This is a genomic window from Enterobacter sp. 61D5 (assembly GCF_034107965.1).
GTDB classification, from domain to species: domain Bacteria; phylum Pseudomonadota; class Gammaproteobacteria; order Enterobacterales; family Enterobacteriaceae; genus Enterobacter; species Enterobacter cloacae_M.
On the sequence record NZ_JAWNFK010000014.1, the window covers coordinates 296257 to 322217 of the forward strand.

At 62.3% G+C, this 25961-nt stretch carries 23 protein-coding genes; 9 read left to right on the plus strand and 14 right to left on the minus strand.

The features are described from left to right. The first annotated feature begins 17 nt into the window (after positions 1-17). Positions 18-1217, plus strand: coding sequence for an S-methyl-5-thioribose kinase (mtnK, locus tag UTM25_RS16540; protein WP_194399811.1), 1200 nt, complete (start codon positions 18-20; stop codon positions 1215-1217). Between the two features lie 62 nt (positions 1218-1279). Here mtnK and UTM25_RS16545 read toward each other — a convergent pair whose 3' ends face one another. From UTM25_RS16545 to UTM25_RS16560, 4 genes are all read right to left on the minus strand, one after another. Beyond that, a complete protein-coding gene (locus UTM25_RS16545; RefSeq protein WP_194399810.1) occupies positions 1280-2521 on the minus strand; it encodes an LVIVD repeat-containing protein in 1242 nt (413 codons plus the stop codon). An 89-nt stretch (positions 2522-2610) separates the two neighbouring features. After that, positions 2611-3675 (minus strand): sugar ABC transporter substrate-binding protein, encoded by a 1065-nt coding sequence (locus tag UTM25_RS16550; protein ID WP_033144906.1) that lies wholly within the window; start codon positions 3673-3675, stop codon positions 2611-2613. Positions 3676-3694: 19 nt separating this feature from the next. Further along, on the minus strand, positions 3695-4690 hold the full coding sequence (locus UTM25_RS16555; RefSeq protein WP_126302900.1) for an ABC transporter permease: 996 nt from the start codon (positions 4688-4690) through the stop codon (positions 3695-3697). Beyond that, positions 4687-6189, minus strand: a complete 1503-nt coding sequence (locus UTM25_RS16560) for a sugar ABC transporter ATP-binding protein (RefSeq protein ID WP_194399808.1) — start codon at positions 6187-6189, stop codon at positions 4687-4689. Before UTM25_RS16560 ends, UTM25_RS16555 begins: the two co-directional genes overlap by 4 nt. Before the next feature lie 159 nt (positions 6190-6348). Here UTM25_RS16560 and UTM25_RS16565 point away from each other — a divergent pair, with 159 nt between their 5' ends. The 4 genes from UTM25_RS16565 to UTM25_RS16580 all read left to right on the plus strand — a co-directional run bounded on the left by UTM25_RS16565 (position 6349) and on the right by UTM25_RS16580 (position 9103). Next, the gene (locus UTM25_RS16565; RefSeq protein ID WP_194399807.1) at positions 6349-7437 is read left to right on the plus strand and encodes an oxidoreductase; all 1089 of its coding nucleotides are present in this window, start codon (positions 6349-6351) and stop codon (positions 7435-7437) included. Between the two features lie 57 nt (positions 7438-7494). Beyond that, positions 7495-8238, plus strand: coding sequence for an SDR family NAD(P)-dependent oxidoreductase (locus UTM25_RS16570; protein ID WP_032661029.1), 744 nt, complete (start codon positions 7495-7497; stop codon positions 8236-8238). A gap of 183 nt (positions 8239-8421) precedes the next feature. Beyond that, positions 8422-8724: a type II toxin-antitoxin system RelE family toxin gene (locus tag UTM25_RS16575; protein ID WP_194399806.1), complete on the plus strand. Its 303-nt coding sequence runs from the start codon at positions 8422-8424 to the stop codon at positions 8722-8724. Beyond that, positions 8699-9103, plus strand: a complete 405-nt coding sequence (locus tag UTM25_RS16580; protein ID WP_047742559.1) for a helix-turn-helix domain-containing protein — start codon at positions 8699-8701, stop codon at positions 9101-9103. Before UTM25_RS16575 ends, UTM25_RS16580 begins: the two co-directional genes overlap by 26 nt. On the opposite strand, the gene UTM25_RS16585 is transcribed toward UTM25_RS16580, so the two are convergent. From UTM25_RS16585 to entC, 7 genes are all read right to left on the minus strand, one after another. Then, positions 9100-9297, minus strand: a complete 198-nt coding sequence (locus UTM25_RS16585; RefSeq protein WP_006809671.1) for a YbdD/YjiX family protein — start codon at positions 9295-9297, stop codon at positions 9100-9102. The genes UTM25_RS16580 and UTM25_RS16585 overlap by 4 nt on opposite strands. A gap of 96 nt (positions 9298-9393) precedes the next feature. Further along, positions 9394-11499 (minus strand): pyruvate/proton symporter CstA, encoded by a 2106-nt coding sequence (gene cstA / locus UTM25_RS16590; RefSeq protein ID WP_194399805.1) that lies wholly within the window; start codon positions 11497-11499, stop codon positions 9394-9396. A gap of 149 nt (positions 11500-11648) precedes the next feature. Continuing rightward, positions 11649-12062, minus strand: a complete 414-nt coding sequence (entH, locus tag UTM25_RS16595) for a proofreading thioesterase EntH (RefSeq protein ID WP_194399804.1) — start codon at positions 12060-12062, stop codon at positions 11649-11651. A gap of 1 nt (position 12063) precedes the next feature. After that, positions 12064-12819 carry a 2,3-dihydro-2,3-dihydroxybenzoate dehydrogenase EntA gene (gene entA, locus UTM25_RS16600; protein WP_194399803.1) on the minus strand — a complete coding sequence of 252 codons (756 nt, stop codon included), beginning with the start codon at positions 12817-12819 and terminating at the stop codon, positions 12064-12066. After that, positions 12816-13670 carry an isochorismatase gene (locus UTM25_RS16605; protein ID WP_194399802.1) on the minus strand — a complete coding sequence of 285 codons (855 nt, stop codon included), beginning with the start codon at positions 13668-13670 and terminating at the stop codon, positions 12816-12818. Before UTM25_RS16605 ends, entA begins: the two co-directional genes overlap by 4 nt. Before the next feature lie 10 nt (positions 13671-13680). Beyond that, positions 13681-15291, minus strand: coding sequence for a (2,3-dihydroxybenzoyl)adenylate synthase EntE (gene entE, locus UTM25_RS16610; RefSeq protein WP_194399801.1), 1611 nt, complete (start codon positions 15289-15291; stop codon positions 13681-13683). A 9-nt stretch (positions 15292-15300) separates the two neighbouring features. Beyond that, complete coding sequence (gene entC / locus UTM25_RS16615) at positions 15301-16476, minus strand: isochorismate synthase EntC (RefSeq protein ID WP_194399800.1); 1176 nt, start codon at positions 16474-16476, stop codon at positions 15301-15303. A 188-nt stretch (positions 16477-16664) separates the two neighbouring features. Between entC and fepB the strand changes: the two genes are divergently transcribed. After that, positions 16665-17624 carry a Fe2+-enterobactin ABC transporter substrate-binding protein gene (fepB, locus tag UTM25_RS16620; protein ID WP_194399799.1) on the plus strand — a complete coding sequence of 320 codons (960 nt, stop codon included), beginning with the start codon at positions 16665-16667 and terminating at the stop codon, positions 17622-17624. Between the two features lie 46 nt (positions 17625-17670). Here the strand turns inward: fepB and entS are convergent, their stop codons facing one another. Further along, a complete protein-coding gene (entS, locus tag UTM25_RS16625) occupies positions 17671-18918 on the minus strand; it encodes an enterobactin transporter EntS (RefSeq protein WP_194399798.1) in 1248 nt (415 codons plus the stop codon). A gap of 108 nt (positions 18919-19026) precedes the next feature. On the opposite strand from entS, the gene fepD reads away from it, so the two are divergent. From fepD to fepC, 3 genes are read left to right on the plus strand one after another with little or no spacing between them, the layout of a single operon-like run. Further along, positions 19027-20031: a Fe(3+)-siderophore ABC transporter permease gene (fepD, locus tag UTM25_RS16630; protein WP_194399797.1), complete on the plus strand. Its 1005-nt coding sequence runs from the start codon at positions 19027-19029 to the stop codon at positions 20029-20031. Next, positions 20031-21020, plus strand: coding sequence for an iron-enterobactin ABC transporter permease (gene fepG / locus UTM25_RS16635; RefSeq protein WP_194400090.1), 990 nt, complete (start codon positions 20031-20033; stop codon positions 21018-21020). Before fepD ends, fepG begins: the two co-directional genes overlap by 1 nt. After that, positions 21017-21817, plus strand: a complete 801-nt coding sequence (gene fepC / locus UTM25_RS16640) for an iron-enterobactin ABC transporter ATP-binding protein (protein ID WP_194399796.1) — start codon at positions 21017-21019, stop codon at positions 21815-21817. Before fepG ends, fepC begins: the two co-directional genes overlap by 4 nt. Positions 21818-21892: 75 nt before the next feature. On the opposite strand, the gene entF is transcribed toward fepC, so the two are convergent. Continuing rightward, a complete protein-coding gene (gene entF, locus UTM25_RS16645) occupies positions 21893-25750 on the minus strand; it encodes an enterobactin non-ribosomal peptide synthetase EntF (protein ID WP_194399795.1) in 3858 nt (1285 codons plus the stop codon). After that, on the minus strand, positions 25747-25959 hold the full coding sequence (locus UTM25_RS16650) for an MbtH family protein (RefSeq protein WP_048980779.1): 213 nt from the start codon (positions 25957-25959) through the stop codon (positions 25747-25749). The genes entF and UTM25_RS16650 overlap by 4 nt, the downstream gene beginning before the upstream one ends. Between the last annotated feature and the right edge of the window lie 2 nt (positions 25960-25961).

A 25961-nucleotide genomic window follows, 5' to 3' on the forward strand; every position in this document is an offset into this window, starting at 1 on the left:
CTCGTGAGGAGCAGGCCATGTCGCAATACCGTACCTTTACCGCTCAGGACGCCGTGGAGTATGCCAGGCAGTTTGGCGGACTTGACGATCCTTCATCGCTGGTAGAGGCGCAGGAAGTAGGCGACGGCAACCTCAATCTGGTATTCAAAATTTTCGACGGCGCGGGCGTGAGCCGCATCGTCGTTAAGCAGGCGCTGCCCTACGTGCGCTGCGTCGGCGAGTCCTGGCCGCTGACGCTGGACCGCGCCCGTCTTGAAGCACAGACCCTGGTCGAGCACTACCAGCACAGCCCGCAGCACACCGTGAAAATCCACCACTTTGACCCGGAGCTGGCGGTGATGGTGATGGAAGATCTCTCCAGCCATCGCATCTGGCGCGGCGAGCTGATTAAAAACAATTACTACCCACAGGCGGCCCGTCAGCTGGGCGAATACCTCGCGCACGCGCTGTTCCACACCAGCGATTTCTACCTGCACCCGCACGCGAAAAAAGCGCAGGTGGCGAAATTCATCAACCCGGAGATGTGCGAGATCACCGAAGATCTGTTCTTCAACGATCCGTACCAGATCCACGAGCGCAACAGCTATCCGGCCGAGCTGGAAAATGACGTCGCGGCCCTGCGCGACGACGCTCAGCTTAAAATTGCCGTGGCCTCCCTGAAGCACCGCTTCTTCTCGCACGCCGAAGCGCTCCTGCACGGCGATATTCACAGCGGCTCAATTTTTGTGGCTGACGGCAGCCTGAAGGCCATCGACGCCGAGTTCGGCTACTTTGGCCCGATTGGCTTTGACGTCGGCACCGCCATCGGCAACCTGCTGCTGAACTTCTGCGGGCTGCCGGGGCATCTGGGCATTCGCGATGCCGCCGCCGCGCGCGAGCAGCGCCTGACCGATATCCAGGAGCTGTGGAACACCTTCGCGGAACGCTTCCAGGCGCTGGCAAACGAGAAATCCCGCGACGCCGCGCTCGGCGCGCCGGGCTATGCCTCCGCGTTCCTGAAAAAGGTCTGGCATGACGCCATCGGCTTCTGCGGCACCGAACTCATTCGCCGCAGCGTCGGGCTTTCCCACGTCGCGGATATCGACACCATTCAGGACGAGGCGATGCGCCACGAGTGCCTGCGCCACGCCATAACGCTCGGTAAAGCGCTGATCGTCATTGCCGACCGCATCGACAGCGCCGAAGATCTGGTGGCACGAGTGCGGCAGTACAGCTGATTACATTTGGTTTTCTCCCTCTCCCCGTGGGAGAGGGCCGGGGTGAGGGCATCAAACCGTACTTACCCCAAATACTCAATCACCGACAGCCCGCCGTTATAATCCGTGCTGTAAATAATCCCCTGCGCATCCACAAACACGTCGCACGACTGGATCACCTGCGGGCGATTCGGCCGCGTGTCCATCATTCTCTCCGGCGCGGCGGGCACCAGCGCCCCCGTTTCCACCGGTCGATACGGATTGGAAATGTCATATGCACGCACGCCCGCGTTCTGATACGTTGCAAAAATCAGCGTCGAGCTGACGAAGCTCCCCGGCCGGTTCTCGTGCAGGTTGTGCGGGCCGAAATGCGCCCCTTTCGCCACGTAGTCGGTTTCATCCGGCTGCGGGAAGGTCGAGATGCTCACCGGGTTCGACGGCTCGCGGATATCAAACAGCCAGATCAGCTTTTCGCCGTCCTCCTGGTTATCCAGCACCGCTTCGTCCAGCACCACCAGCAAATCGCGGTCCGGCAGCGGCAGCGCGGTGTGCGTCCCGCCGCCAAACGGCGGGCTCCAGTTGCGGTGGCTAATCAGCTTCGGCCGGGGGCGGTCCTTCACGTCCAGCAGCGTCAGGCCGCCGTCGCGCCAGCTGCCGTAGGCGGTATCGCCCGCGATAATCGCGTGGTGCAGCGCGTAGCGTTTCCCTTCCGGCCAGTTCGGCGTCTCCCCTTCCGCCTGGTTCATCCCCGTCAGCCACCAGCGCCCCGCCACTTCAGGCTTGCGCGGGTCCGCCAGGTCGATGGTCAGAAAGATGTAGTCGGTAAAGCCGTCAATGAGTGCTGAAACGTAGGCCCAGCGTCCGCCGACGTACCAGATGCGGTGAATGCCGATGCCGCTCAGCGACAGAAAGCCGATTTCGCGCGGCCTGTCGGGCGTGGAGATATCAAACACCCGCAGCCCGGCGCTCCAGCCTTTGTCCTGCACGTCGCTGACGGTTTCCCCCACCTGGCGGGTGTAGTAGACCTTCTCGTCGGCAAAGCGGGCATCGGCAAACAGATCCCGGGCGTTAATTACCAGCAGCAGGTCGTCATGCGCCTGCAGATGCACGTTCCAGGTACCGGGCGGCGCGGGCACGTAGCCCGCCGCTTTCGGGTTCTTCGGGTCGCGCACGTCGACAATCGAAAAGCCCTGCGACACCATATGGCCGATATAGGCGAAACCGCGATGCACCATCAGCTGTACGCCGTCCGGACGACCGCCCTGATCGCTATGGCCAATCAGCCGCATATTGCGGCTGTATTCGGGTGGGGGTAGTTGCGTCACCGTTAGCTCCTTTGGGTTTTCCCCCTCTCCCTGCGGGAGAGGGCCGGGGTGAGGGCATCAGGCCGCACCTGACGCCACCCGGCCTGGTTTTATTTATTTTTCGCTTCCAGCGTCGCAAACCATGGCGCGATAAAATCTTCCGTCTGGCCCCAGCCCGGAATGATTTTCCCCAGCGACGCCACGTTCACCGGGCCCGGCTGGGCGGTCAGCAGCGCCTGCGGAATGGCCGCCGCTTTGAAATCGTAGGTCGCAGGCGTGGCTTCCCCGGCAATCTTGTTCGCCACCAGACGCACGTTCGTCGCGCCAATCAGCTTCGGATCCACCGCCACGCTCACCTTCCACGCGCTGCCCGGCTCGCGCATCAGCTGCAGATCCTGGTTGGATATGTCGATGCTGTAGAGCTTGATTTCGGTGCGGCCGTTCTCTTTAAGCGCCTTATACGCGCCCTGGCTGAAGGCGTCCCACGTGCCCCAGATGGCGTCGATTTTGCCTTTCGGATATTTCGCGAGGATCGCACCCACCTTGTTGGCGGTATCGCCCTGCACGTCAGAGGAGACCGCGCCGATAGACTCCAGCTCTTTGATGTCCGGATACTGCTTTTGCAGCTCTTTATAGGCCGCCTGACGACGCTCCATCGGCGGGAAGCCCGCCACCCACAGCTTGACGATATTCGCCTTGCCGTTGAAATCTTTCGCCAGCTGGCCGAAGGAGAGGTTCGTCAGGGAGGCATCGTCCTGCTGGGTGACGGTCACGCCGGGGATCTCGCCGTTAACGGCGGTATCAAAGACGGCGACTTTGATACCGGCATCCACCGCTTTCTTCACCAGCGCGGTGGAGTACGGATCGCGCCCCTGAGAGAGAATAATCCCGTCATATTTCTGGCTGATCGCCTGGTTCACGAAGTCCTGGAATTTGGCGTCGTCCCCGTTGCTTAAAAAGGTGCTGACCTTAAAGCCGAGCTTTTTCCCTTCCTGAATTGCCCCGGCAATAAACTGCGTGGTGTTGTCGTCTGAGCCGAGGTTACGGATCACCGCGATGCGGATCGGGCCGTCATGGTTCGCAATGGCAGCCGGAAGCGGCGCGGGCGTGGCCGCGAAGCCTGGCAGAGCAGTGAGCAACCCAAGTGCCACTAAAGAGAGTGCAATCTTTTTCATTTTTTATCCCGTTGTGTTGTCAGCGTTTTTGTATGTAGGTAATCGCCAGCGCTACCGCGAGCACCAGCCCTTTTATAATGTCCATGGCGTAGTACGGCACGGAGAGCATCACCAGCCCGTTCGACAGCACGCCGAGAATGACCGCCCCGACCAGCGTGCCCAGCGCGTTCGGCTTGCCGGAGCCTGCCAGCGAGAAGCCAATCCACGCCGCCGCCACCGCATCCATCAGGTATCCGCCGCCCGCATTTACCTGCGACGAACCGATGCGCGAAGCCAGCAAAATCCCGCCCAGTCCCGCCAGCAGCGAGGCAATCACGTAGGCCGCCACCTTGTAGCGCGTGGTGCGAATGCCGGAGAGACGCGCGGCTTCGGGATTGCCGCCGATGGCGTACATGCGTCGGCCATGCGTAGTGAGCGACAGCCCCAGCTGCGCCAGCACTGTCACCACCAGCATGACGATCACGATGGTCGGCACCTGCCCCAGCAGGCTGAACGCCGCCGGAATGGTCCCTTCCGCCATGTCGCCGCTCGGCAGCACCATGTTCTCGGTAATCGACCCGCCGTAGCTGTAGGTCATCGCCACGCCCTGGATCACAAACAGGCTGGCAAGCGTCGCCAGCATGTCCGGAATACGCAGGATAACGATGAGGAAAGCGTTAAACAGCCCCACCAGTGAGCAGAGCGCGAGGGTAATCAGAATCGACTCGGTGGTGCCAAAGCCGTGCCAGACGAAAAGCGAAATCACCAGCGCGTTCGCCAGCGAGGCGGTGGATCCGACGGAGAGATCGAACCCGCCGATGGTCAACGAGATCGACACGCCAATGGCAATCACCGTCACGATGGCAATCGAGCGCAGAATGTTGATGATGTTGTTCGGATCGAGGAAGCTGTCCGACGCCAGGCCAAAGACGGCCACCAGCGCGACGACGGTTAACAGCATGCCCCACCTGTAGAGAAAATCGAAAATCTGCTGGCGGCCAGACGCCGCCGCGTTCACTGAAAGGGCCTTGCTCACGACGCCGTTCCTCCGGTTGAATAATAAAGTAGTGTCTCTTCGCGGGCCTCGGCCCCGGCGATTTCCGCCACGATGCGCCCGTCCCACAGGACGCAGATGCGGTCGCACAGCCCGACCAGTTCGGCAAATTCGCCCGAGGCGTAAATCACCCCTTTGCCCTCGCGCGCCAGGCCGTCAATCAGCTGGAACAGATCGGTTTTGGCCTTCACGTCCACGCCTTTGGTCGGCTCGTCGAATATCAGCACGCTGGCGTCATTGCGCAGCCATTTACCGATGGCGACCTTCTGCTGGTTGCCGCCGGAGAGACGGCGCAGCACCTGCCCCGGCCCACGCGCGCGCACGCCGACGCGGGCGATGACCTCTTCCGCCCAGCGCCACGCCTGACGATGGCCAAACAGGCTCCAGCGCGAAAAGCTGTTATCGGCGCATACGGCAAGGTTCATGCTCACCGGCTCGTCGATAAAAATGCCCTCTTTCCGCCGCTCCTCCGGCACCAGCGCCAAACCTCGCAGCACGGAATCGGCCGGGTCGCGCGGCTGCCAGGATTGATGATTCAGCTCACCGCGCGCCACGCGGCTTTTGGTGGCGCCAAACAGCGCCTTGCAGAGTTCGGTTTTCCCCGCCCCCGCCAGCCCGGCAATCCCGAGAATTTCACCTTTGCGCAGGTGCAGGGAGATATCTTTCAGCAGCGCGTCGTCGTGAAGCCCTTCAACGCGTAACAGCGTTTCGTCGCCGTGCGGCGGCCTCGCGGGCGGATAGATATCGCTCAGCACGTGGCCGAGCATCTTCTCGACGATCGCTTCGCCGCTAAGATCGGCCATCGGACCGGACTCGATCAGCTTGCCGTCGCGGAGCACCGTCAGGGTGTCGCAGATGGCCTTCAGCTCGTGAATGCGGTGAGAGATAAACACCACGCCGATGCCCTGCTGCTTTAAGCGTCTCACCACCCCAAACAGGCGCTCGCTCTCATGCGCGTCCAGCGGCGCGGTGGGTTCATCAAGAATCAAAAAACGGCAGTGGTGGGACAAGGCGCGTGCCAGCAAAATCTGCTGCTTTTCGGCCAGCGAACAGCCGTCGATGGAACGGCGAACGTTCAGCGTCACGTTGAGCTGCGCCAGCGCCTGTCTCGCCTGCTGGCGGATCGCGCGCCAGCTGAAGCGATGCCCCGGCAGCGCCAGCTGGTCGAGCATGATGTTTTCGGCGATGCTTAACCCCGGGATCAGCGCCACGTCCACCTCCTGCTGAACGAGGTGGATCCCCAGCCGTTTGGCGTCAAGCGGTTCACGGATGCTCACCGGCTGGTTGTTAATGCTGATCTCGCCCTCATACTGGTCGTGCGTGCCGCACAGCACCGCCATCAGCGTCGATTTCCCCGCGCCGTTGGCGCCGGTCAGCGCGTGTACGGATCCGCCGGTTAAGGTAAAGTCCACGCGCGACAGCGCCTGAAAGCCGGAAAAGGCCAGGCTAATACCGCGCATCTCAAGGCGACTGGAAACCATCCGCGTAAATCCTTCATTACTCTTCTGATTTATCGAATTTTTCACAGCTCCGGTTGACTGACAACGACGGAAAAGGCATAAGTTAAAGCGAAATATTATTAGCCATCCGGATGTCCAGACATAACATCGGGTTAGCGCTTCCGCAAAAAGGACACCATCATGAGCAACACCGATATCCGCGTCGTGCCTGGCCCGGCGAACTACTTCTCTCATCCAGGAAGCCTTGCGCGGCTGGATAACTTCTTTACTCCGGAACAGCTTTCACGCGCGGTGTGGATCTACGGCGAGCGTGCTATCGAAGGCGCGCACCCTTTCATGCCGGAGAGCTTTAACGCGCCGGGGGCGAAACGCCTGCTGTTTAAAGGCCACTGCAGCGAGCGCGACGTCACCCATCTGGTGAATGAATCCGGCAGCGACGCCAGCGTGGTGATTGGCGTCGGCGGCGGCGCGGTGATGGATACCGTCAAGGCCGTGGCGCGCCGCTTAGGGGTGCCGTTCGTGGGCATCCCCACCATTGCCGCCACCTGCGCGGCGTGGACCCCGCTCTCCGTCTGGTACAACGATGCCGGTCAGGCGCTGCATTTTGAGATCTTCGACGACGCCAACTTCCTGGTGCTGGTGGAGCCGCAGATCGTCCTTAACGCTCCGGCGGAGTACCTGCTGGCGGGCATCGGCGATACGCTGGCGAAGTGGTACGAAGCGGTGGTATTGGCACCTGAGCCGGAGAACCTGCCGCTGACCGTGCGGCTGGGTATCAACGGCGCGCTGGCGATCCGCGACGTGCTGCTGACGCGCAGCGAAGAGGCGCTGGCCGACCAGCAGCGCGGCGAACAGACGCAGGCGTTTCGGGACGTGGTAGATGCGATTATCGCCGGTGGCGGGATGGTCGGCGGTCTGGGTGAACGCTATACCCGCGTGGCGGCGGCGCATGCGGTACACAACGGCTTAACCGTGCTGCCGCAGACGGAAAAATACCTGCACGGCACCAAGGTAGCCTACGGGATTCTGGTGCAGAGCGCCCTGCTCGGCCAGGACGACGTGCTGGCGCAGCTGGTCGCGGCGTACCAGCGTTTTAACCTGCCGACCAGGCTTCGCGAGCTGGACGTCGACATCAATAACCGCGACGAGCTGGATCGGGTCATCGCCCACACCCTGCGCCCGGTGGAGTCGATTCACTATTTACCTGTTACGTTAACGCCTGACGTTCTGCGCGCCGCGTTTGAGAAAGTGGAATCCTTCAGCCGCTGATCGCGCCGACAGGCTATACCTAATGATGATTCTTACCACTCTCGTAACGAGGTCATCATGCAGATCGATTTAACAGGTAAAAAGGCGCTGGTTACCGGTGCCAGCCGCGGGTTGGGTCGTGCGATTGCCCTGTCGCTGGCGCGCGCCGGTGCGGATGTGATTATTACGTATGAAAAATCTGCCGATAAAGCCCAGGCGGTCGCCGATGAGATTAAGGCGCTGGGACGACACAGCGAAGCCGTGCAGGCCGACAGCGCCAGCGCGCAGGCGATTCAGGATGCCGTCACCCATGCGGCGCGTTCCCTTGGCGGGCTGGACATTCTGGTCAACAACGCCGGGATCGCGCGCGGCGGCCCGCTGGAGTCCATGACGCTGGCGGACATTGACGCTCTTATCAACGTCAATATTCGCGGCGTGGTGATCGCCATTCAGGAAGCGCTGGTGCACATGTCCGACGGCGGGCGCATTATCAACATCGGAAGCTGTCTGGCAAACCGCGTGGCGCAGCCGGGCATTGCCGTTTACTCAATGACCAAATCGGCGCTGAATTCCCTCACCCGCGGGCTGGCCCGTGATTTAGGGCCGCGCGGCATTACCGTTAACCTGGTGCACCCCGGCCCCACCAACAGCGATATGAACCCGGAAGACGGGGAACAGGCTGACTCTCAGCGTCAGCTTATTGCTTTGGGTCATTACGGTCAGCCGGAAGACGTCGCGGCGGCGGTCACGTTTCTTGCCAGCCCGGCGGCCGGGCAGATCTCCGGTACCGGCCTGGACGTGGACGGCGGTTTGAACGCCTGATCGCAATCTCCCTGCAAGCCTCTGTCGCCCGGCAGAGGCGTTTCCGAGCGCCCTCGACGGTTCGCGTTTTGCCGCTTTCTCCGGTTATTTCACCGCTCTACAGTATCCCATTAGAAATTCGGAATTTATCTAATACTCTTATTATTTCCTTATACTTTGTGCGGGCGTACAGTGGAGGTACGGATGAAGATTGTCTGGTCCAATGGTGCAAAAAAGGCATTTTCCAGAATTGACGAGCGGTATCAGCGTCGAATTGAGGTAAAGCTCTCCGAGCTGGATGACCGCTCGGCTCCCCGGCCCGATATCAAAAAAATATCGACGAAAGAAAATCATTTCCGGCTTCGCGTAGGCGATTACCGCATCGTCTATACGCTTCGGGACGCTCCCGATGACCATTGTTATGTTTTGGCCGTCAAGCGCAGAACTTCAACGACTTACCTGCATGAGGAGAGTGCCAACTATGGCTGTACAGCTAATCAAGGATGATAATGGGAAAACGCAGTACGTCGTTATTCCCTATCACGAATATTTTCGAATGCTCTTACAGATGGCAGAAATTGACGACGAAACCGATGACGATCTGGAGGATATTGAGGTCGAACACGATAGTCTGGATGACGTGGAATTGCCGGGAGAAGTATGCAGCATCATGACCTGGCAGAACGTCAGCCTGCAGGCCGCGTGGCGTATCCTGCGCGGCATGTCCCAGCAAGAGGTGGCGGAAAAACTCGGCATCACCCAGTCCGCCGTGTCGCAGCTGGAAGCGCTCGACTCCCGTCCGCAAAAGCGCACCCGTGAAAAGCTGGCAGCGATCTACGGCTGCAGGCAGGAACAGATCAGCCTCTATTTACCGAAAGAGGGTTAACAGCACTTCGCCCCGCCCTTGCCGCCGTAGCGGGCATCCTGGCGGTCGCGGAAAAATTCTTCGTAGGTCATGGGCGTCTGGTCCGGATGGTTGACGCGCATATGCTCGACGTAATTGTCGTAGTCCGGCACGCCAATCATCATTTTGGCGGCCTGGCCCAGGTACTTACCTGCTTTGGAAAGGGTGTCGAACATAATCAGTGTCTCGTTTGTTTCCGGCCCTCTCCCGAAGGGAAAGGCCGGAGAAGAAATGTGTGCCGGGTAAGGCGAAGCCGCCACCCGGCACACAGGTTAGTGCGCCCCTTTCGCCTGGGTCACAATCTCTGCCAGGTTTTCAGGCATCGGCTCGTACGGCGTCTCTTTCGCCGTTGGCTTATCGTTTTTCAACGCCGCCAGCGCGGTTTTCAGAGAATACAACGCCAGCACCACGACCACCACCATAAAGAAGATGGTCAGCCCGGCGTCCAGACGGTTGTTAAACACCAGCTGAGACAGCTGGGACTCGGTGTACTGCGCCGGGATCTTACCGCTGTCGATCATCGCCTGGAATTTGTTGGCGATCGCCAGGAAGCCCACCTTGTTGTCCGGGCTGAAGGCCTTCTGCCAGCCCGCCGTCAGGGTACAGATCAGCAGCCACGCGGTTGGCACCAGTGCCACCCACGCGTAACGCTGGCGCTTCATCTTGAACAGCACCACCGCGCAGAGCATCAGCGCCATACCTGCCAGCATCTGGTTGGCGATACCAAACAGCGGCCACAGGGTGTTAATCCCGCCCAGCGGATCGACCACGCCCTGGTGCAGGAAGTAGCCCCACGCCAGCACGCACAGCGCCGTTGCCAGCAGGTTCGCCGGGAGCGAATCGGTACGCTTCAGGTTCGGAGAGATCACGCCAAGCAAATCCTGGAGCATAAAGCGCGCCGCACGGGTTCCGGCATCCACCGCCGTCAGGATAAACAGCGCCTCGAACAGGATGGCAAAGTGATACCAGAACGACACGTCCATCAGCCCGCCCAGCGCGCCGTGAAGAATATATGCCATGCCGACCGCCAGCGTCGGCGCCCCGCCCGCACGGGAGATAATCGACTGCTCGCCCACTTCACTGGCGATGCTCGTCAACGTATCAGGGGTAATCGCAAAGCCCCAGCCGCTCACCACCTGCGCGGCGGACGCCACCACGTCAACGGTGCCAGCCGGTGCCAGTACCGCCATCGGGCTGTTCATCGCGAAATACACGCCCGGGTCGATGATGCAGGCAGAGACCAGCGCCATGATGGCCACGAAAGACTCCATCAGCATGCCGCCGTAGCCGATCAGGCAGGCCTGATTTTCGTTCGCAAGCATCTTCGGCGTGGTCCCGGAAGCGATCAGCGCGTGGAAGCCGGACACTGCGCCGCAGGCGATGGTGATAAACAGGAACGGGAACAGGTTACCGGTCCAGACCGGGCCGGTACCGTCGATGAATTTGGTTAACGCAGGCATAGTCAGGGTCGGGCGCATAATCAGAATGCCGATCGCCAGCCCGACGATGGTGCCGATTTTCAGGAACGTAGAGAGATAGTCACGCGGAGCCAGCAGCAGCCATACCGGCAGCACCGCCGCCACAAAGCCGTAGCCCACCAGCATCCAGGTCAGCTGGACGCCGGTAAAGTCGAAGAACGGCGCCCAGGTAGGGCTTTCCGCCACCCAGCCGCCGGAGATAATGGCGAACACCAGGAACACCAGGCCAATTACCGACACCTCACCAATGCGGCCCGGGCGCAGGTAGCGAATATAAATCCCCATAAACAGCGCCAGCGGAATGGTGAAGGCAACGGTATAGGTCCCCCACGGGCTGTGGGTCAGCGCTTTCACCACGATCATCGCCAGCACCGCGAGGATGATCACCATGATCATAAAGGTCGCCACCAGCGCAATCACCCCGGCGGTTGCCCCCATCTCCTCTTTCACCAGTTCACCCAGCGAACGCCCGTCGCGGCGGGTCGAGACGAACAGCACCATAAAGTCCTGCACCGCGCCCGCCAGCACCACGCCCGCGAGGATCCAGATCATCCCCGGCAGGTAGCCCATCTGCGCCGCCAGCACCGGCCCCACCAGCGGACCCGCCCCGGCAATCGCCGCAAAATGGTGACCGAACAGCACTTTTTTGTCGGTCGGCACGTAGTCCAGCCCGTCGTTATGGCGGACGGCAGGCGTCATGCGCGTCGCGTCAACGCCCAGAACGCTCTTTGCGATATAGCGGCCATAAAAACGGTAAGCGATCAGATAAATGCAGACGGAGGCGACAACGATCCAGAGCGCATTGATCTGTTCCCCCCGGTTGAGGGCGATATAGCCCAGGGCAAAGGCTCCCACAACGGAGAGCCCTGCCCATATAAGGTATTTCCCTGAGTTGTTCATAGTTGTTGTCCGTTGTTGTGAAACAGTGAGATGTTACATTTTGTTTCTAGAACAACCGGAAAAATTTAACAACTTTGAAACGCAATAATGCGTGGTCAAACCAGAGATTTACACCACAGTGTTAAGCCGATCACTTTGATCTGCCTGGCTTAGCCCAACACCATCGTACTCAACCGACAGGTGCAGCACCGCCGCCCCTGCTCGTCGAATACCACAATCTCCCAGCTCTGGCTCGAACGCCCCAGATGCAGCGGCTGGCATACCCCGCGCACTCTGCCGTGAGAGACCGCACGATGGTGCGTGGCGTTAAGCTCCGTCCCCACCACGCTCTGCCCGTCGCGGGTCATCAGAAAACCGGCCATCGATCCCAGCGTTTCCGCCAGCGCCGCCGAAGCGCCGCCGTGCAGCAGGCCAAACGGCTGATGGGTACGCGCATCCACCGGCATCTCCGCTTCCAGCGTGTCGTCGCCGAGGCGGGTATAGACGATACCGAGATGCGCCACCAGGGTGTTCAGGCTGGTCGCGTTCAGCTCCTCGAGCGGTAAATGACGTTTCCAGATCATCTTACGCCCCCAGCGTGGAGCCGCCGTCCACCACGATATCCTGCAGGGTGATATGGCTGGCGGCATCGGAAGCAAGGAACAGCACCGTGCTGGCTATCTCCTGCGGACGAGCTATTTTGCCCAGCGGAATGCCGAGCTTAAACTGCTCGCCAAAGCCGCGAATGCGCTGCTGCTCCGCGTCATCGTGGGTCCACAGGGTGCGCTGCATATCGGTGTCCGTCGAGCCCGGAGACACCAGGTTACAGCGCACGCCGCTGCCCGCCAGCTCCAGCCCGACGGTCAGGGCCAGGCTTTTCAGCGCCGCCTTCGACGCGCCGTAGGCGCTCATGCCGATGCGCGGCGCGTGCGCCGCGTCGGACGCCACGGTGACTATCACCCCGCCCTGCTGAAGGCGAAACTGGCCCATCGTCTGCTGGAACAGGTTGAACGCGCCGCCGACATTGACCGCGAAGGTCTGCTGCCAGTCCTCCTGCGAGAGCTGGTCCGTCGCCCCCATGCGCAGAATGCCCGCCGCGTTGATCAGTACGTCCAGCCGTTCAAGGGTATTAAGCAAACGGCCACACACATCGCTGACCTGAGCAAAATTCGCCACGTCCAGGGTTTCGGTGGCGAACGGGTAATCACCCAGCGGAAACGCCAGATCGAAGCCGGTCACCTGCGCGCCCGCCTCCACAAACGCCAGCGCCGTCGCGTAGCCAATCCCCTTCCCCGCACCCGTCACCCAGACGGTTTTACCGGTGAAATCCAGACCCATCACTTCACCTCGCGGGACAGCAGCGCCCACCAGGCGTCGATGGTTGGATTTTTGGCCAGCATCACGAAGTCAATATCGCCGTGCACTTTGCGCCAGCGGGCGGCCAGCGCCATCATGCGCACCGAGTCCAGACCGTAGTCGATCAGGTTTTCGTCATCCATCGGCTCGTCGGACTCGTCCAGCAGCGGCAGGATCATTTCGCGCAGCGCGGCTTTGGTCGCCGGAACGGACGGCAGCAGCTCGTCGGTCATCACCACGCGGCCCGAGCGTCCGGCCACGTAGTTGAGCGACATCAGGTGCTCATCGCGGGTGAAATCCGCCAGCGCGTCGGCAATAAAGAACGGCTTGATGTCGCGCATAAAGGCATCGGTGGCGGTGGTCATGCAGCCGATATGGGCGTAAACGCCGGTAATCAGCAGCTGGTTTCGTCCCGTCTCTTTCAGCATCTGCTCCAGCGGCGAGCGGTGAAACGCGCTGTAGCGCCACTTCACCAGCACCGTGTCCGCTTCGTCCGGGGTCAGTTCACGGACAATCCGCTGCTGCTCCGGCGAGCGGGTCAGGCCCGGCCCCCACATGTCGTTCAGCAGGGCGCGGTCTTCGTCGCTCTGCTCTTTCGGCTGGGCGGTGTAGTACACGGGAATATTGTGCGCTTTGCAGTAAGCGCGCAGTCTGGCGATATTCGCCACCACCTGCTGCATCATCGCGCTGTTTTCGCCCCAGAAGTTCAGGAAATACTCCTGCATATCGTGGATCAACAGCGCGGCACGTTCAGGCTCAAACGCCCAGTTCACTTTACTGGTCGGCAGCTCAGCGGCGGTCGGCAGCGCGTAAGCGGTTAATTTTGGAATGGCCATACTCTGTTCCTCAGCCCCGGGCGCGTTCAGCAAGCCACAGGCGCAACTGTTTCTTATCGACTTTGCCGACCGGCGTCAGCGGGAGCGCATCCACGCTCTCCACGCGGTCCGGCAGCTTGAATTCGGCAACGCCCTGCTCGCGCAGGAAGCGGCGTACCTCAACCGCGCGCAGGGGCTGTTTCACCACCAGATACGCGCAGCTTTTTTCGCCCAGCAGGCTGTCCTCCATGCTTACCAGCGCGGCGTGGATCACCGCCTCGTGGCGCAGCAGCAGGTTTTCAATCTCTTCAGCGGCGATCTTCTCGCCGCCGCGGTTGATCTGATCTTTCTCTCGCCCCTGCACGGTGATATAGCCCTGCTCGTCGATGGCGATCAGATCGCCGGAGCAGTAAAAGCCGTCGGCGTCAAAGGCGCTGGCGTTGTGTTCCGGGCTGTTGAAATAGCCGCGGAAGGTATACGGCCCGCGCGTCATCAGACGCCCGACCTCACCGCGCGGCAGCGGGTTACCGTGCTCGTCCGCCACCCAAACTTCGTCGTCCGGGCACATTGGGCGGCCCTGAGTGTTGATGATGCGCTCCGGCAAGTCGTCGAGCGCGGTGTAGTTCACCAGTCCTTCCGCCATGCCGAACACCTGTTGAAGCTGGCAGCCGATTTCCGCCGGAATGCGCGCCGCGAGAGTGGCGGAGAGGCGTGCGCCACCCACCTGCAGCAGCCTGAGGGATTTGAGCTGCGCGCTTCCCGCGCCGTCGGCAATCGCCTGCAGCCAGAGGCTCACCGCCGGAGGAACCAGCGAGGTGACGTTAATCTGATGCCGTTTAATCAGCGGGAAGCAGAGCGTGGCGCTCGGATCGTTCGCCAGCACCACGCAGCCGCCCGCGGTGAAGACGCCTAACGCTCCCGGCGAACTCATGGCGTAGTTATGCGCTGCGGGCAGCGCGTTCAGGTAACGCGTTTCGGCGGTGATGCCGCAAATCTCGTTGCTGCGGCGGATGCTGTAGTCGTAATCGTTGTGCGTGCGCGGGATCAGCTTCGGCGTGCCGGTGCTGCCGCCGGAAAGCTGGAAAAACGCCACTTCGTCGGCGGGCGTCGGGTTCGGGATGAAGTTGTCCGCCGGACGCGAAATCGCCGCTTCCAGGGCGTGTTCGTCCTTATCGCCGCGCAGCAGCACGACGCGAACCGAGCGGTGCGCATCCACAAAGGTGTTAAGAAAATCATCGCCCGCAAACAGCGCGTGGTCGCGATCGGCAATCAGCGCGGCGGGTTTGATCTGCTCCGCGTAGGCGTTCAGCTCGCTGCGCTGATGGCTAAAGAGCGCGTTCACCGGCGCGACGCCGATTTGCAGCAGCGCGAAGAAGGTGATGTAGAACTCGGCCACGTTTCCGAGCTGCACCAGCGCCGTCTCGCCGCGCTGCAGCCCGCGCGCCTGAAGAGCGGACGCCAGATTGTTTACCGCCTGATAAAACGCGCGGTAGGTGATGTGCCGCTCGCCGTCGATAATCGCCACGGCATCGCTGTCCGCGCGATCCGTCAGGATGTGAGTCAGCGGCAGATCCTGCCAGTAGCCTTTTTTACGGTAGCGGCGGGCGAATTCCTCAGGCCAGCGGGTATAAGGAATGGTCATGAGCGATCCTTAGTGCAAGCCAAACACGTTGAGCATGGTGGAGAGCTTCACGCCCGTTTCGCGCCATTCGCTCACCGGCGAAGAGGCAGGCACAATGCCCGCGCCGGCAAACAGGCGAACGCTATTCTGATGCAGACGCGCGCAGCGGATGGTCACCACCCACTCGCCGTTGCCTTCGCTGTCGCACCAGCCGACGATGCCGCCGAACAGCTCGCGGTCGAACGGCTCCAGCTCGGCGATCAGCTCTTTTGCCGCCTCATGTGGGAAGCCGCTCAGCGCCGGGGTCGGGTGCAGCAGGCAGGCCAGAGTCAGAGCGTTTTCGTTGTCACGCGCGTCACCTTCAACCGGCGTCGCCAGATGCCACAGCGTCGGCGTGGTGATGAGCTGCGGGGAAGACGGCATGCTCAGGTGGTGGCTGCGCGGTGCCAGAATGGCCTTCATCGCCTGGGTTACGAGATCGTGCTCGTGACGGTCTTTTTCGGAGGCCAGCAGCTTATTGCCCGCTTCGCGATCCAGCACGTCGTCCGGCTGACGGCGCGCGGAGCCTGCCAGCGGCAGCGAGCTAAAGTGCGCGCCCTCTTTACGCAGCAGCAGTTCGGGGCTGGCGCCGAGCAGCACGCCGCCGTCTTCCAGCGGCACGTGGAAGTTAAAGCTCGCCGGGTTCTGGGCGATAAGACGCTCCATCAGCGCACCGCTATCAATGTGTTTATCGGTCGCGATATCAATCAGACGCGACAGCACCACCTTGTTCACCTGCGGCGTGGCGGTAAGCGACGCGGCGCGAGCGACCATCTCTTCAAACACGGGCTGCGGCGGGATCTCGGTGCGTTGTTCCACCTTCAGCGCCTGCGAGCCGGAAAAATAGCGTGCTGACTGCTGACGTGCCGGACGGGAAAAGGTCTGCCAGCGCTGCGGAATAAACAGAGAAGATGGCTTGCGGGTATCGAATGGAATAGCCCCCACCATCACCGGATGAGCGATACCGTTAGCTTTCGCATTCCGGAAGGCCTGGGCTAATTTTTGCTGGAATTGCCCGGCCGGATCGTCACCGCCGACGGCGGGTTCAGAGAAGCGGGCAAAACAGCCTGAGGTAGTAAAACTGCGGTAAGGCGACATAAAGAAAAAGCTGTCTGATTGCAGCGTGGCCGCGGTGTGCTGAACTTCCTCAGCCAGGGACGTGTCCATATCATCCTCCTCAAAATGATAAAAGAAGCAATAATGATTATCATTTATATTTTCGTCGGCTAACCTAATCCCACATCGCTTCGCTGTCAACCGTCGGGCAAACAACTTGTGCGACAAAAGCTTGCATCCCTTTGCGGTAACTATGAAAATGAGAAGCATTATCTTCAACAAAAACAGGATGTCGCGCTGTGAAATTCCCTGCTCTATTCCGTAATACCCTGCTTTTATCTGGACTTTTTGTTTTAGGACTTGCCTCAGCCGCTGCCGCCGACTGGCCGCGTCAGGTGACCGACAGCCGCGGCGTTCACACGCTTGAGAGCAAACCGATGCGCATTGTCTCCACCAGCGTGAGCTTAACCGGCTCCCTGCTGGCGATTGACGCACCGGTCGTCGCCAGCGGCGCGACCACGCCGAACAACCGCGTGGCGGATGCGCAGGGCTTTTTGCGCCAGTGGGGTGATATTGCGAAACAGCGCAAGGTTGCACGGCTGTACATCGGCGAGCCGAGCGCCGAAGCGGTCGCCGCGCAAATGCCGGATCTGATTTTGATCAGCGCTACCGGCGGGGATTCCGCGATGGCGCTGTACGATCAGCTCTCCGCCATCGCCCCAACGCTTATCATCAACTACGACGACAAGAGCTGGCAGGAACTGCTGACGCAGCTGGGCTCCCTCACCGGGCAGGAAAAACAAGCCGCAGAGCGCATTGCCGCCTTTGATAAACAGCTCGCGCAGGTGAAACAGCAGATGAAGCTGCCGCCGCAGCCGGTGAACGCCATCGTCTACACCGCCGCTGCGCACAGCGCCAACTTGTGGACCGCGGAATCGGCGCAGGGCAAGCTGCTGCACCAGCTGGGCTTTACGCTGGCGGAACTGCCCGCCGGACTGCACACCTCAAAAAGCCAGGGCAAACGCCACGACATCATTCAGTTGGGAGGGGAAAACCTGGCGACGGGGCTGAACGGCGAAGGGCTGTTTGTGTTTGCCGGCGACCAGAAAGACGTGGATGCGATTTACGCCAACCCGCTGCTGGCGCATTTGCCGTCGGTGAAAAACAAACGGGTCTGGGCATTGGGAACGGAGACGTTCCGCCTGGATTATTACAGCGCGATGTTGGTGTTAGACAGATTGAATGCATTGTTTAAGTAGGCATGTCCCCTCCCTCTCCCTGTGGGAGAGGGCCGGGGTGAGGGCATCAGGCCGCCCCGTCGTTCAACACAACCTCCTGCCTGAACCGACGCAACTCCACCAGCGCCACTAACAAAATCACGCCAACCATCGCTAACGCAAAACCGCTGCTGCTCGCGGATGCCGCCGGGGTCATCATCGCGCCCAGCCCGCCGAGGATCGCCGCGCCAATCGCATCCCCCGTCACGTTCTGCGCCGTCCACAGGCCGTTAATGCGCCCGAGCATCCCTTCCGGCGTCTGGGTCTGGATCAGGGTGTACTGCAGCAGCGAACTGATGGCGCTCAGCCAGCCGAAAATCACCAGACACAGCACCCCGAGAGCCCACACCGTCATCAGGCTGAAGAAGCCGATGGCAATAAACGAGGCCAGCGAGGCAAGCAGCATAATCAACCCCGGACGCGCGCTCTGCGCCAGGTTGCCGCTGGTCAGCGCCCCGCACGCCGCGCCGAGCGGAATGGCGGCGTAGAGAATGCCAATCTCCGAGGCGCTCATCTGCCACTCCCCCGCCAGCGCCGGGTAGAGCACGCGCACGGCGCTCGCCATGGTCTGCAGGCCGCCGAGCAGCGCAATCCCGCCAATCAGCGGGTTGCTGAACAGGAAACGAATCGCGGCCATCAGGGACTTCAGCGGATGCTCGCGCGGCTGCGGTGGAGGCAGCAGCAGCGGCAAGCGCAGCAGCGTCAGGGTGGTGATAAAGGTCCCCGCCGCCGCCAGTCCGTAGTTCCACGCCACATTGCCGGTCGCCAGCAGCAGGCCGCCCACCATCGGCGAAATCACCGAGCCGAGGCGCACGGTGAGCATGGTAATCGCCCCCGCCTGCATCAGGTTCTCGCGCCCGACCAGCGCGGGCGTCGCCGCCAGCAGCGCCGTCACGCCCAGCGAGGCGAAGAAACCGTCCCACAGCCCTAGCGCGTAAATGGCGATCAGCGACGGCTCCGGCAGCATCGCATTCAGACACAGCCCGATAAAGCCCACGCCGCAGGTGCCGCGCGCCAGCAGGATCAGCTTTTTACGCTCGTAGCGGTCCGCCAGCACGCCGCCGACCATCAGGCCGATGAACATCGCCCCGCCGGTTAAGGTGACGGATAACCCCACCAGCCAGCTGGAGTGCGTCATGGTCTGGATCTGTACCGGCACGGCCACGCCGAGCAGCCCGAGGGACAAAATGGAGATAAAGCGAGCGATAAAAACGGCGCGATACGCCGGGTGCGTTTTCAGCAGGCTGAGGTTGAGCAGCCAGGATTTTTGATTCATGACAAAGCCTTGAGTCTATTTCTACCCTTTCCATGGGCGCACATGCTAACATAGCCAAATAAGATAGATAACGATAATCACTATCATTATCAAATCATGGATGTTGCTATGTCGTTTTCCTCTTCTGCGGTGCGCGCCGTTGCCGTGCCCGTTTTACTGCTGCTCCTGAGCCTTGCGGCTGCACTCAGCCTGCTGGTCGGCGCGAAGCCGCTGCCCGCGTCCGTTATCGTTGATGCGCTCTCCGGCACCTGCCAGAGCGCCGACTGCGTCATCGTGCTCGACGCCCGACTGCCCCGCACGCTTGCCGGACTGCTGGCGGGTGGCGCGCTCGGCCTTGCCGGTGCCCTGATGCAAATCCTTACCCGTAACCCGCTGGCGGACCCCGGCATCCTTGGCGTTAACTCCGGCGCCAGCTTTGCCATCGTGCTCGGCGCGGCGCTGTTCGGGTTGACGTCACCCTCCGAACAGCTGGTGATGGCCTTCTGCGGCGCGCTGGCCGCTTCGCTGGTCGTCGCCTTTACCGGCAGCCAGGGCGGCGGGCAGCTGAGCCCGGTACGCCTGACGCTTGCGGGCGTGGCGCTCGCGGCGGTGCTGGAGGGCTTGTCCAACGGCATCGCCCTGCTCAACCCGGACGTCTACGACCAGCTGCGCTTCTGGCAGGCCGGTTCGCTGGATATCCGCACCCTAGAAACCCTAGAAGTGGTGGCAATCCCGGTCATAATCGCCGCTGCCGTGGCGCTGTTTTTAAGCCGGTCGCTCAACAGCCTGAGCCTTGGCAGCGACACCGCGACAGCCCTCGGCAACCGCGTGGCGCGCACGCAGCTGATTGGTCTGTTCGCCATCACCGTACTGTGCGGCAGCGCGACCGCCGTGGTCGGCCCGATCGCCTTTATCGGCCTGATGATGCCGCACATGGCGCGCTGGCTGGTGGGGGCAGATCACCGCTGGTCGCTGCCGGTGACGCTGCTGGCGACCCCTGCCCTGCTGCTGTTTGCCGACGTGCTGGGCCGCCTGCTGGTGCCCGGCGAGCTGCGCGTCTCGGTGGTCAGCGCCTTTATCGGCGCGCCGGTGCTGATTTTCCTGGTTCGTCGTAAACGCGGAGGTGGCGCATGATGGCCCCGTCCCGTCGTTTACTCACCAGCGTATGCCTGCTGAGTATTGCCATTCTGCTGCTGGCGGTCTGGAGCCTGCGCAGCGGCGCGGTGACGCTCGATTTTTCTCAGGTGTTTAACGCCCTGCTCGGCAGCGCGCCGCGCAACGTCACCATGGTGGTGACGGAGTGGCGACTGCCGCGCGTGGCGATGGCGATTCTGGTCGGCGCGGCGCTCGGCGTCAGCGGCGCGATATTCCAGTCGCTGATGCGCAACCCGCTCGGCAGCCCGGACGTGATGGGCCTCAACACCGGGGCCTGGAGCGGCGTGCTGGTGGCGATGGTGCTGTTTGGTCAGCACCTGACGGCCATTACCTTTACGGCGATGGCGGGCGGCATTCTGACTTCCATACTGATCTGGGCGCTGGCCTGGCGCAACGGTATCGACACCTTCCGCCTGATCATCATCGGGATCGGCATCCGCGCCATGCTGATGGCCTTTAACACCTGGCTTTTACTGCAGGCCTCGCTGGAAACCGCGCTCTCCGCCGGGCTGTGGTACGCCGGGTCGCTCAACGGCCTGACGTGGGGCAAAACCTGGCCCGCCGCGCCGCTGATTTTGCTGATGTTTATCGGGGCGCTGCTGCTGGTGCGGCGCATGCGTCTGCTGGAGATGGGCGACGACAGCGCCTGCGCGCTGGGCGTGGGCGTCGAACGCTCTCGCCTGATGCTGATGCTGGTCGCCGTACTGCTGACCGCCGCCTCCACCGCGATTGCCGGGCCAATCTCGTTTATCGCCCTCGTGGCACCGCACATCGCCCGCCGTCTTAGCGGCACGGCGCGCTGGGGATTAACCCAGGCGGCGCTGTGCGGCGCGCTGCTGCTGCTGGCCGCCGATCTCTGCGCCCAGCGGCTGTTTATGCCTTATCAACTGCCGGTGGGCGTGGTGACCGTCAGCCTCGGGGGGATTTACCTCATCGTCTTGCTCGTTCAGGAGTCACGCAGGAAATGACAGACACAACCACCCGCTTGCGCGGCGAAAACCTCACCCTCGGCTACGGCAAAAAAATCATTGCCCGTGACTTATCCGTTGCCATTCCGGACGGCCACTTCACGGCCATTATCGGCCCGAACGGCTGCGGCAAATCGACCCTGCTGCGCACGCTGAGCCGCCTGATGACGCCGGCTGAAGGCAGCGTGTTCCTCGACGGGGAGCAGATCCAACGCTTCGCCAGCAAGGAGGTGGCCAGACGCATCGGTCTGCTGGCGCAAAACGCCACCACGCCGGGCGACATCACGGTGCAGGAGTTGGTCTCGCGCGGTCGCTACCCGCATCAGCCGCTGTTTACCCGCTGGCGCAAAGAGGATGACGAGGCGGTGAACCGCGCGATGCAGGCGACGGGTATTACCGAGCTCGCCCAGCAGAGCGTGGACACCCTCTCAGGCGGACAGCGCCAGCGCGCGTGGATCGCGATGGTGCTGGCGCAGGAAACGTCGATTATGCTGCTGGACGAGCCGACGACCTGGCTCGACATCAGCCATCAGATTGATCTGCTGGAGCTGCTGAGCGAGCTCAACCGCACGCAGGGGTATACCCTGGCGGCGGTGCTGCACGATTTAAACCAGGCGTGCCGCTACGCCACGCATCTGATTGCGCTTCGCGACGGTGAGATTGTGGCGCAGGGCGCGCCGAAAGAGATTGTGACGCCGGAGCTGATCGAGCGGATCTACGGCATGCGCTGCATGATTATTGACGATCCGGTAGCGGGTACGCCGCTGGTGGTGCCGCTGGGCAAGCGTGCGGTCTGATGCCCTCACCCCGGCCCTCTCCCACAGGGAGAGGGAGCAAACCATCCCCTCGCCCTTTGGGAGGCGCTTTTGACGTTATCCCAACATCTCCCTCAACACCGGCCCTATCTTCTCAAACGCCTGCGGTGAAATGATATCCACGTGGGCGCAGTCCTGGCTGTACACCTCAAGCTCCGCCACCCACGGCGCCCACGCGACCTGCGGATCCATCGTTCGCGTCCGCTCGGCGACGAACAGCGTCGCTTTGCCGTCAAAGCGTGCGCTGCGCGCCGTGGTGAGCAGCCGTACCGCGTCGGCATAGTTGCCCTCGATAGCGTTAAACAGCTCGCTGGAGCCCTGCCCCTGCTGGGCGGCGATAAACGCCTGACGCTCGCGCTCGATTTCCGCCAGCACCTCGGGGTCGAGGCCGTTGGCCTCTTTCTCCGACCAGTTCTGGGTTTCCGGCGGCCAGGTGTCCAGCAGGCCGAGGAAGCCCACCGCTTCACCCTGCTCGCGCAGACGGGCGGCAATACCCTGCGCCAGCGTGCCGCCGAGGGAATACCCGAACAGATAATACGGCCCCTGCGGCTGCTGCTTACGCAGCGTAGCCAGGTGATGCTCAATCACCCCATCCAGATCCGCACGCTGCTGCATCGGCCCATCCGGACGCGGCGACTGAATGCCGACGATGGACCAGCGCGGGCTGAGATAGCGCGCCAGCACGCTAAACTGCCAGGCAAAGCCGGACGCCGGGTGGAAGCAGAAAAGCGTCGGGCCGTCGCTTTCGCGCAGCGGCAGAAGCGTTTCATACCCCAGACGCTGCGCCTGCTCGTCGCTCATCTGCGAGTCCAGCAGCGCGCTGAGCTTGCTCACCGTCGAGGCGACCATAATCTGCCCCGGCGTCACCTTACGCTCGAACGCGCGGCTAAGCTGTGCCGCCAGGCGCATCGCCAGCAGCGAGTGGCCGCCGAGGGCAAAGAAGTCGGCCTCAATATCGTTGACCTCGCAGCCCAGCATGGCGGAAAACGCCTGCGCGACGGCGGCTTCGGTTTCCGTCTCCGGCGCACGGCCGGAGGATTTACTCGTCAGCTCCGGCAGCGGCAGCGCCTTGCGGTCAAGCTTGCCGTTCGCGCTGAGCGGCAGCGCGCTGATTTGCAGCAGCACCACCGGCACCATGTGCGGCGGCAGCTGGGCCTTGAGCGATTCCCGCAGCGCGTCGCGATCCAGCGGTAAGCCGGATTCGGAAACCACATACCCCACCAGCTGGCGGGCATCGCCGCCGGTGGCCGCCGCCTGGTTGAACACGCAGGCGTGGGCCACGGCCTGAGCCACGTCCGGCAGCGACAGCATCGCCCGGTCGATTTCGCCCAGCTCGATGCGCTGTCCGCGGATTTTTAACTGGTCATCGCTGCGGCCGAGATATTCCACCGCGCCGTTGTCCAGCCAGCGGGCAACGTCGCCGGTACGGTACATCCGCTCGCCGGGGGCAAACGGGTCGGCAATAAAGCGGCTGGCGGTGAGGTCCGGACGGCCCAGATACCCCTGCGCCAGCTGAATGCCGGTGAGATACAGATCGCCCGCCACGCCGAACGGCACCGGGCGCATCATCGCGTCCAGAATGCGCAGCCCCGTGTTCCAAACCGGGAAGCCGATCGGCACGCTGTTGCCTTCCACCGCCGCCAGCTCGGGCCCAAACGCCGGATACCAGCTCACGTCCACCGCCGCTTCGGTTGGGCCATAGAGGTTGTGCAGCGGCGCACGGGTGAGCTGCTCCCACTCGCGGCACAGTTCGGTCGGCAGCGCTTCGCCGCTGCAGAACACCTGCTTAAGCGTTCTGCAGCAGTCGACGTTTTCCGGCGTCAGCGAGGCGACAAACGCCGCCAGCATCGACGGCACGAAGTGGGTAGTAGTCACGCCGTACTGCGCGAAGAAGCTCTGCATCGCCTGCGGGTCGCGGTGCGCGTCCGGCTCTGCCATCACCAGCTTCGCCCCGGCGATAAACGGCCACCAGAACTCCCACACCGACACGTCAAAGCTGCACGGCGTTTTCTGCGCCACCACGTCCGTCGCGTCCAGCGGGTAGTGGTCCTGCATCCACTTCAGGCGGTTAACGATGGCGGTATGGCCGACCATCACCCCTTTCGGACGCCCCGTCGAACCGGAGGTAAAGATGATGTACGCCGTCTGCTCCGGCTTCGCCAGGCGCAGCGGTTCAGCACCCGCAGCCGGTAAAAGGGTGTTGTAACTAAATGCACTAATCGGCAGATCGCTAAAGCGCGGAAGCTGCTCGTCGGTGGTAATGAGCAGGGACGGCTTCGCGTCTTCCAGCATCATCCTCAGGCGGTCATCCGGGTAGCCGGTGTCGAGCGGCAGCCAGGCGGCGCCGGCCTCGACGATGCCGTGCAGCGCCAGCGTCAGGAACACCGAGCGCGGCAGGGCCACCGCCACGCTGTCGCCCGGCTTCACGCCGCGCTCGCGCAGCAGGTTTGCCAGCGCGACCACCTGCTCGCGCATCTGCCGATAGCTGAGCTCAATATGCGCGTCCGCCAGCGCGGGGGCGTCCGGCGTTTTGCTCGCCTGCTCTGCCACCAGATCCGCCAGCGTGGTGGCCGGCAGCGCCAGCCCGGTATCGTTGATGCGCGCCAGCTGCTGATATTCCTGCTCTGAAACGGTTTCCACTTCGCCGCAGCGCAGGTCCGGGTTGGCCGCAAACTGCATCAGCATCGCGTTCAGGCGCGCGACGTGACGGGAAAGCGTAGCCTCATCATAACGCTGCTTACTGGCGAGGATCTCAATGCTCAATCCGCCCTGCTCGTCCGGGAACAGCGCCAGCTCAAGGTCGTTCACCGGGCCGGTTGCGAGCGTGTGGGTGATGGCCTCCACGCCGTCAATATCCAGCTGATAATCAAACACCTTCACGTTCAGCACCGGGCCAAACAGGGCTTCGTCGCCTGCGGCACGCCCGCTGTCGCGCACGATCTGCTCGGCGTCGTAGCGCTGATGGCGGCGCATTTTTTTCAGCTGATTGGCCAGGCGCAGCGCCAGCTCCGGCAGGCTCTCCTGCGGGTTGATATTCACCGCCAGCGGCAAGACGTTGAGCACCGGCCCGGTCGCGGTCAGCGCGGCGGAGCCCATGCGTCGCATAAAGATAAACCCGGCGGCGTAGTCCAGCCTTCCGGTCAGGCGGCCCAGCCACAGCGCCACCAGCGCAAGGGCCAGATCGGTACGCTGCGCCTGTCCTGCCGCCTGCGCAAGCTGGCTAAAGGCGCGACCGTCGGCGGCGATTTTGAGGCGCAGAATATCGGTAGTAGCGGCGCGTCCCGGCAGCGGCGCGGAAGAGAGCGAGACCGGAGAAGGAAGCTGCCTGCGCTGCTCCGCCCAGAAGGCGCCGTCGCGCGCGTATGCCTCGCTGTCGCGATAGTGCTGATACTCTTCCACTACCTCGGCAAACGGCGTAAACGGAGATGCGGGCGTCGGTTCCCCCTTCTTACACGCGGCGTAAATCGCGGCGATCTGGCGGGTAATGGCCGGGAAGCTGAAGCCATCCACCACCAGATGGTGATAGCGCTGATACCAGTACCAGTGGCTTTCCCCCACCTGAATCAGCTGGTGAAACGCCAGCGGCTGACCGCTGTCGACGCGCAGGTTCTGGTTAAGATCGGCCTCCATCAGCGCCACGGCGTCGTCGTGAGAGGCAACGCGAACGATGGACGGCTCCGGCAGAATGAGGGTGTCATCCACCCACTGCCACACCTCGCCGTTATCCTCGGTAAAACGCATTCGCAGGGTATCGGCCTGCATCATGCCCTCAGCGATGGCTTTTGCCAGCAATGGCGCGTCGATATCGCCTTTCAGTTCGGTGTAGTGCGCCACGCTCCAGGCGTTTGGCAGGGAGGACAGCTGTTCCGCCATCCAGATACCCGGCTGGGCGGCGACGAGAGGAAGACGGTTCATGCGCTCCCCTCCGCAAAATGGGACGGTTCAAGCGTGCGCCAGTGCCCGGCCAGCCACTGCTGGCACGCCTCCTGAGACTGCGCTTCGCACACCACGCGCCACCCCGCCGGCAGTTCGCACTGCTGCGGCCACAGGCTGTACTGCCCACGGTCGTTTTGCAAAATGGCGAACTGTCCCTGCGGATTATCGAAAGGATTGCTGAATTCCATAC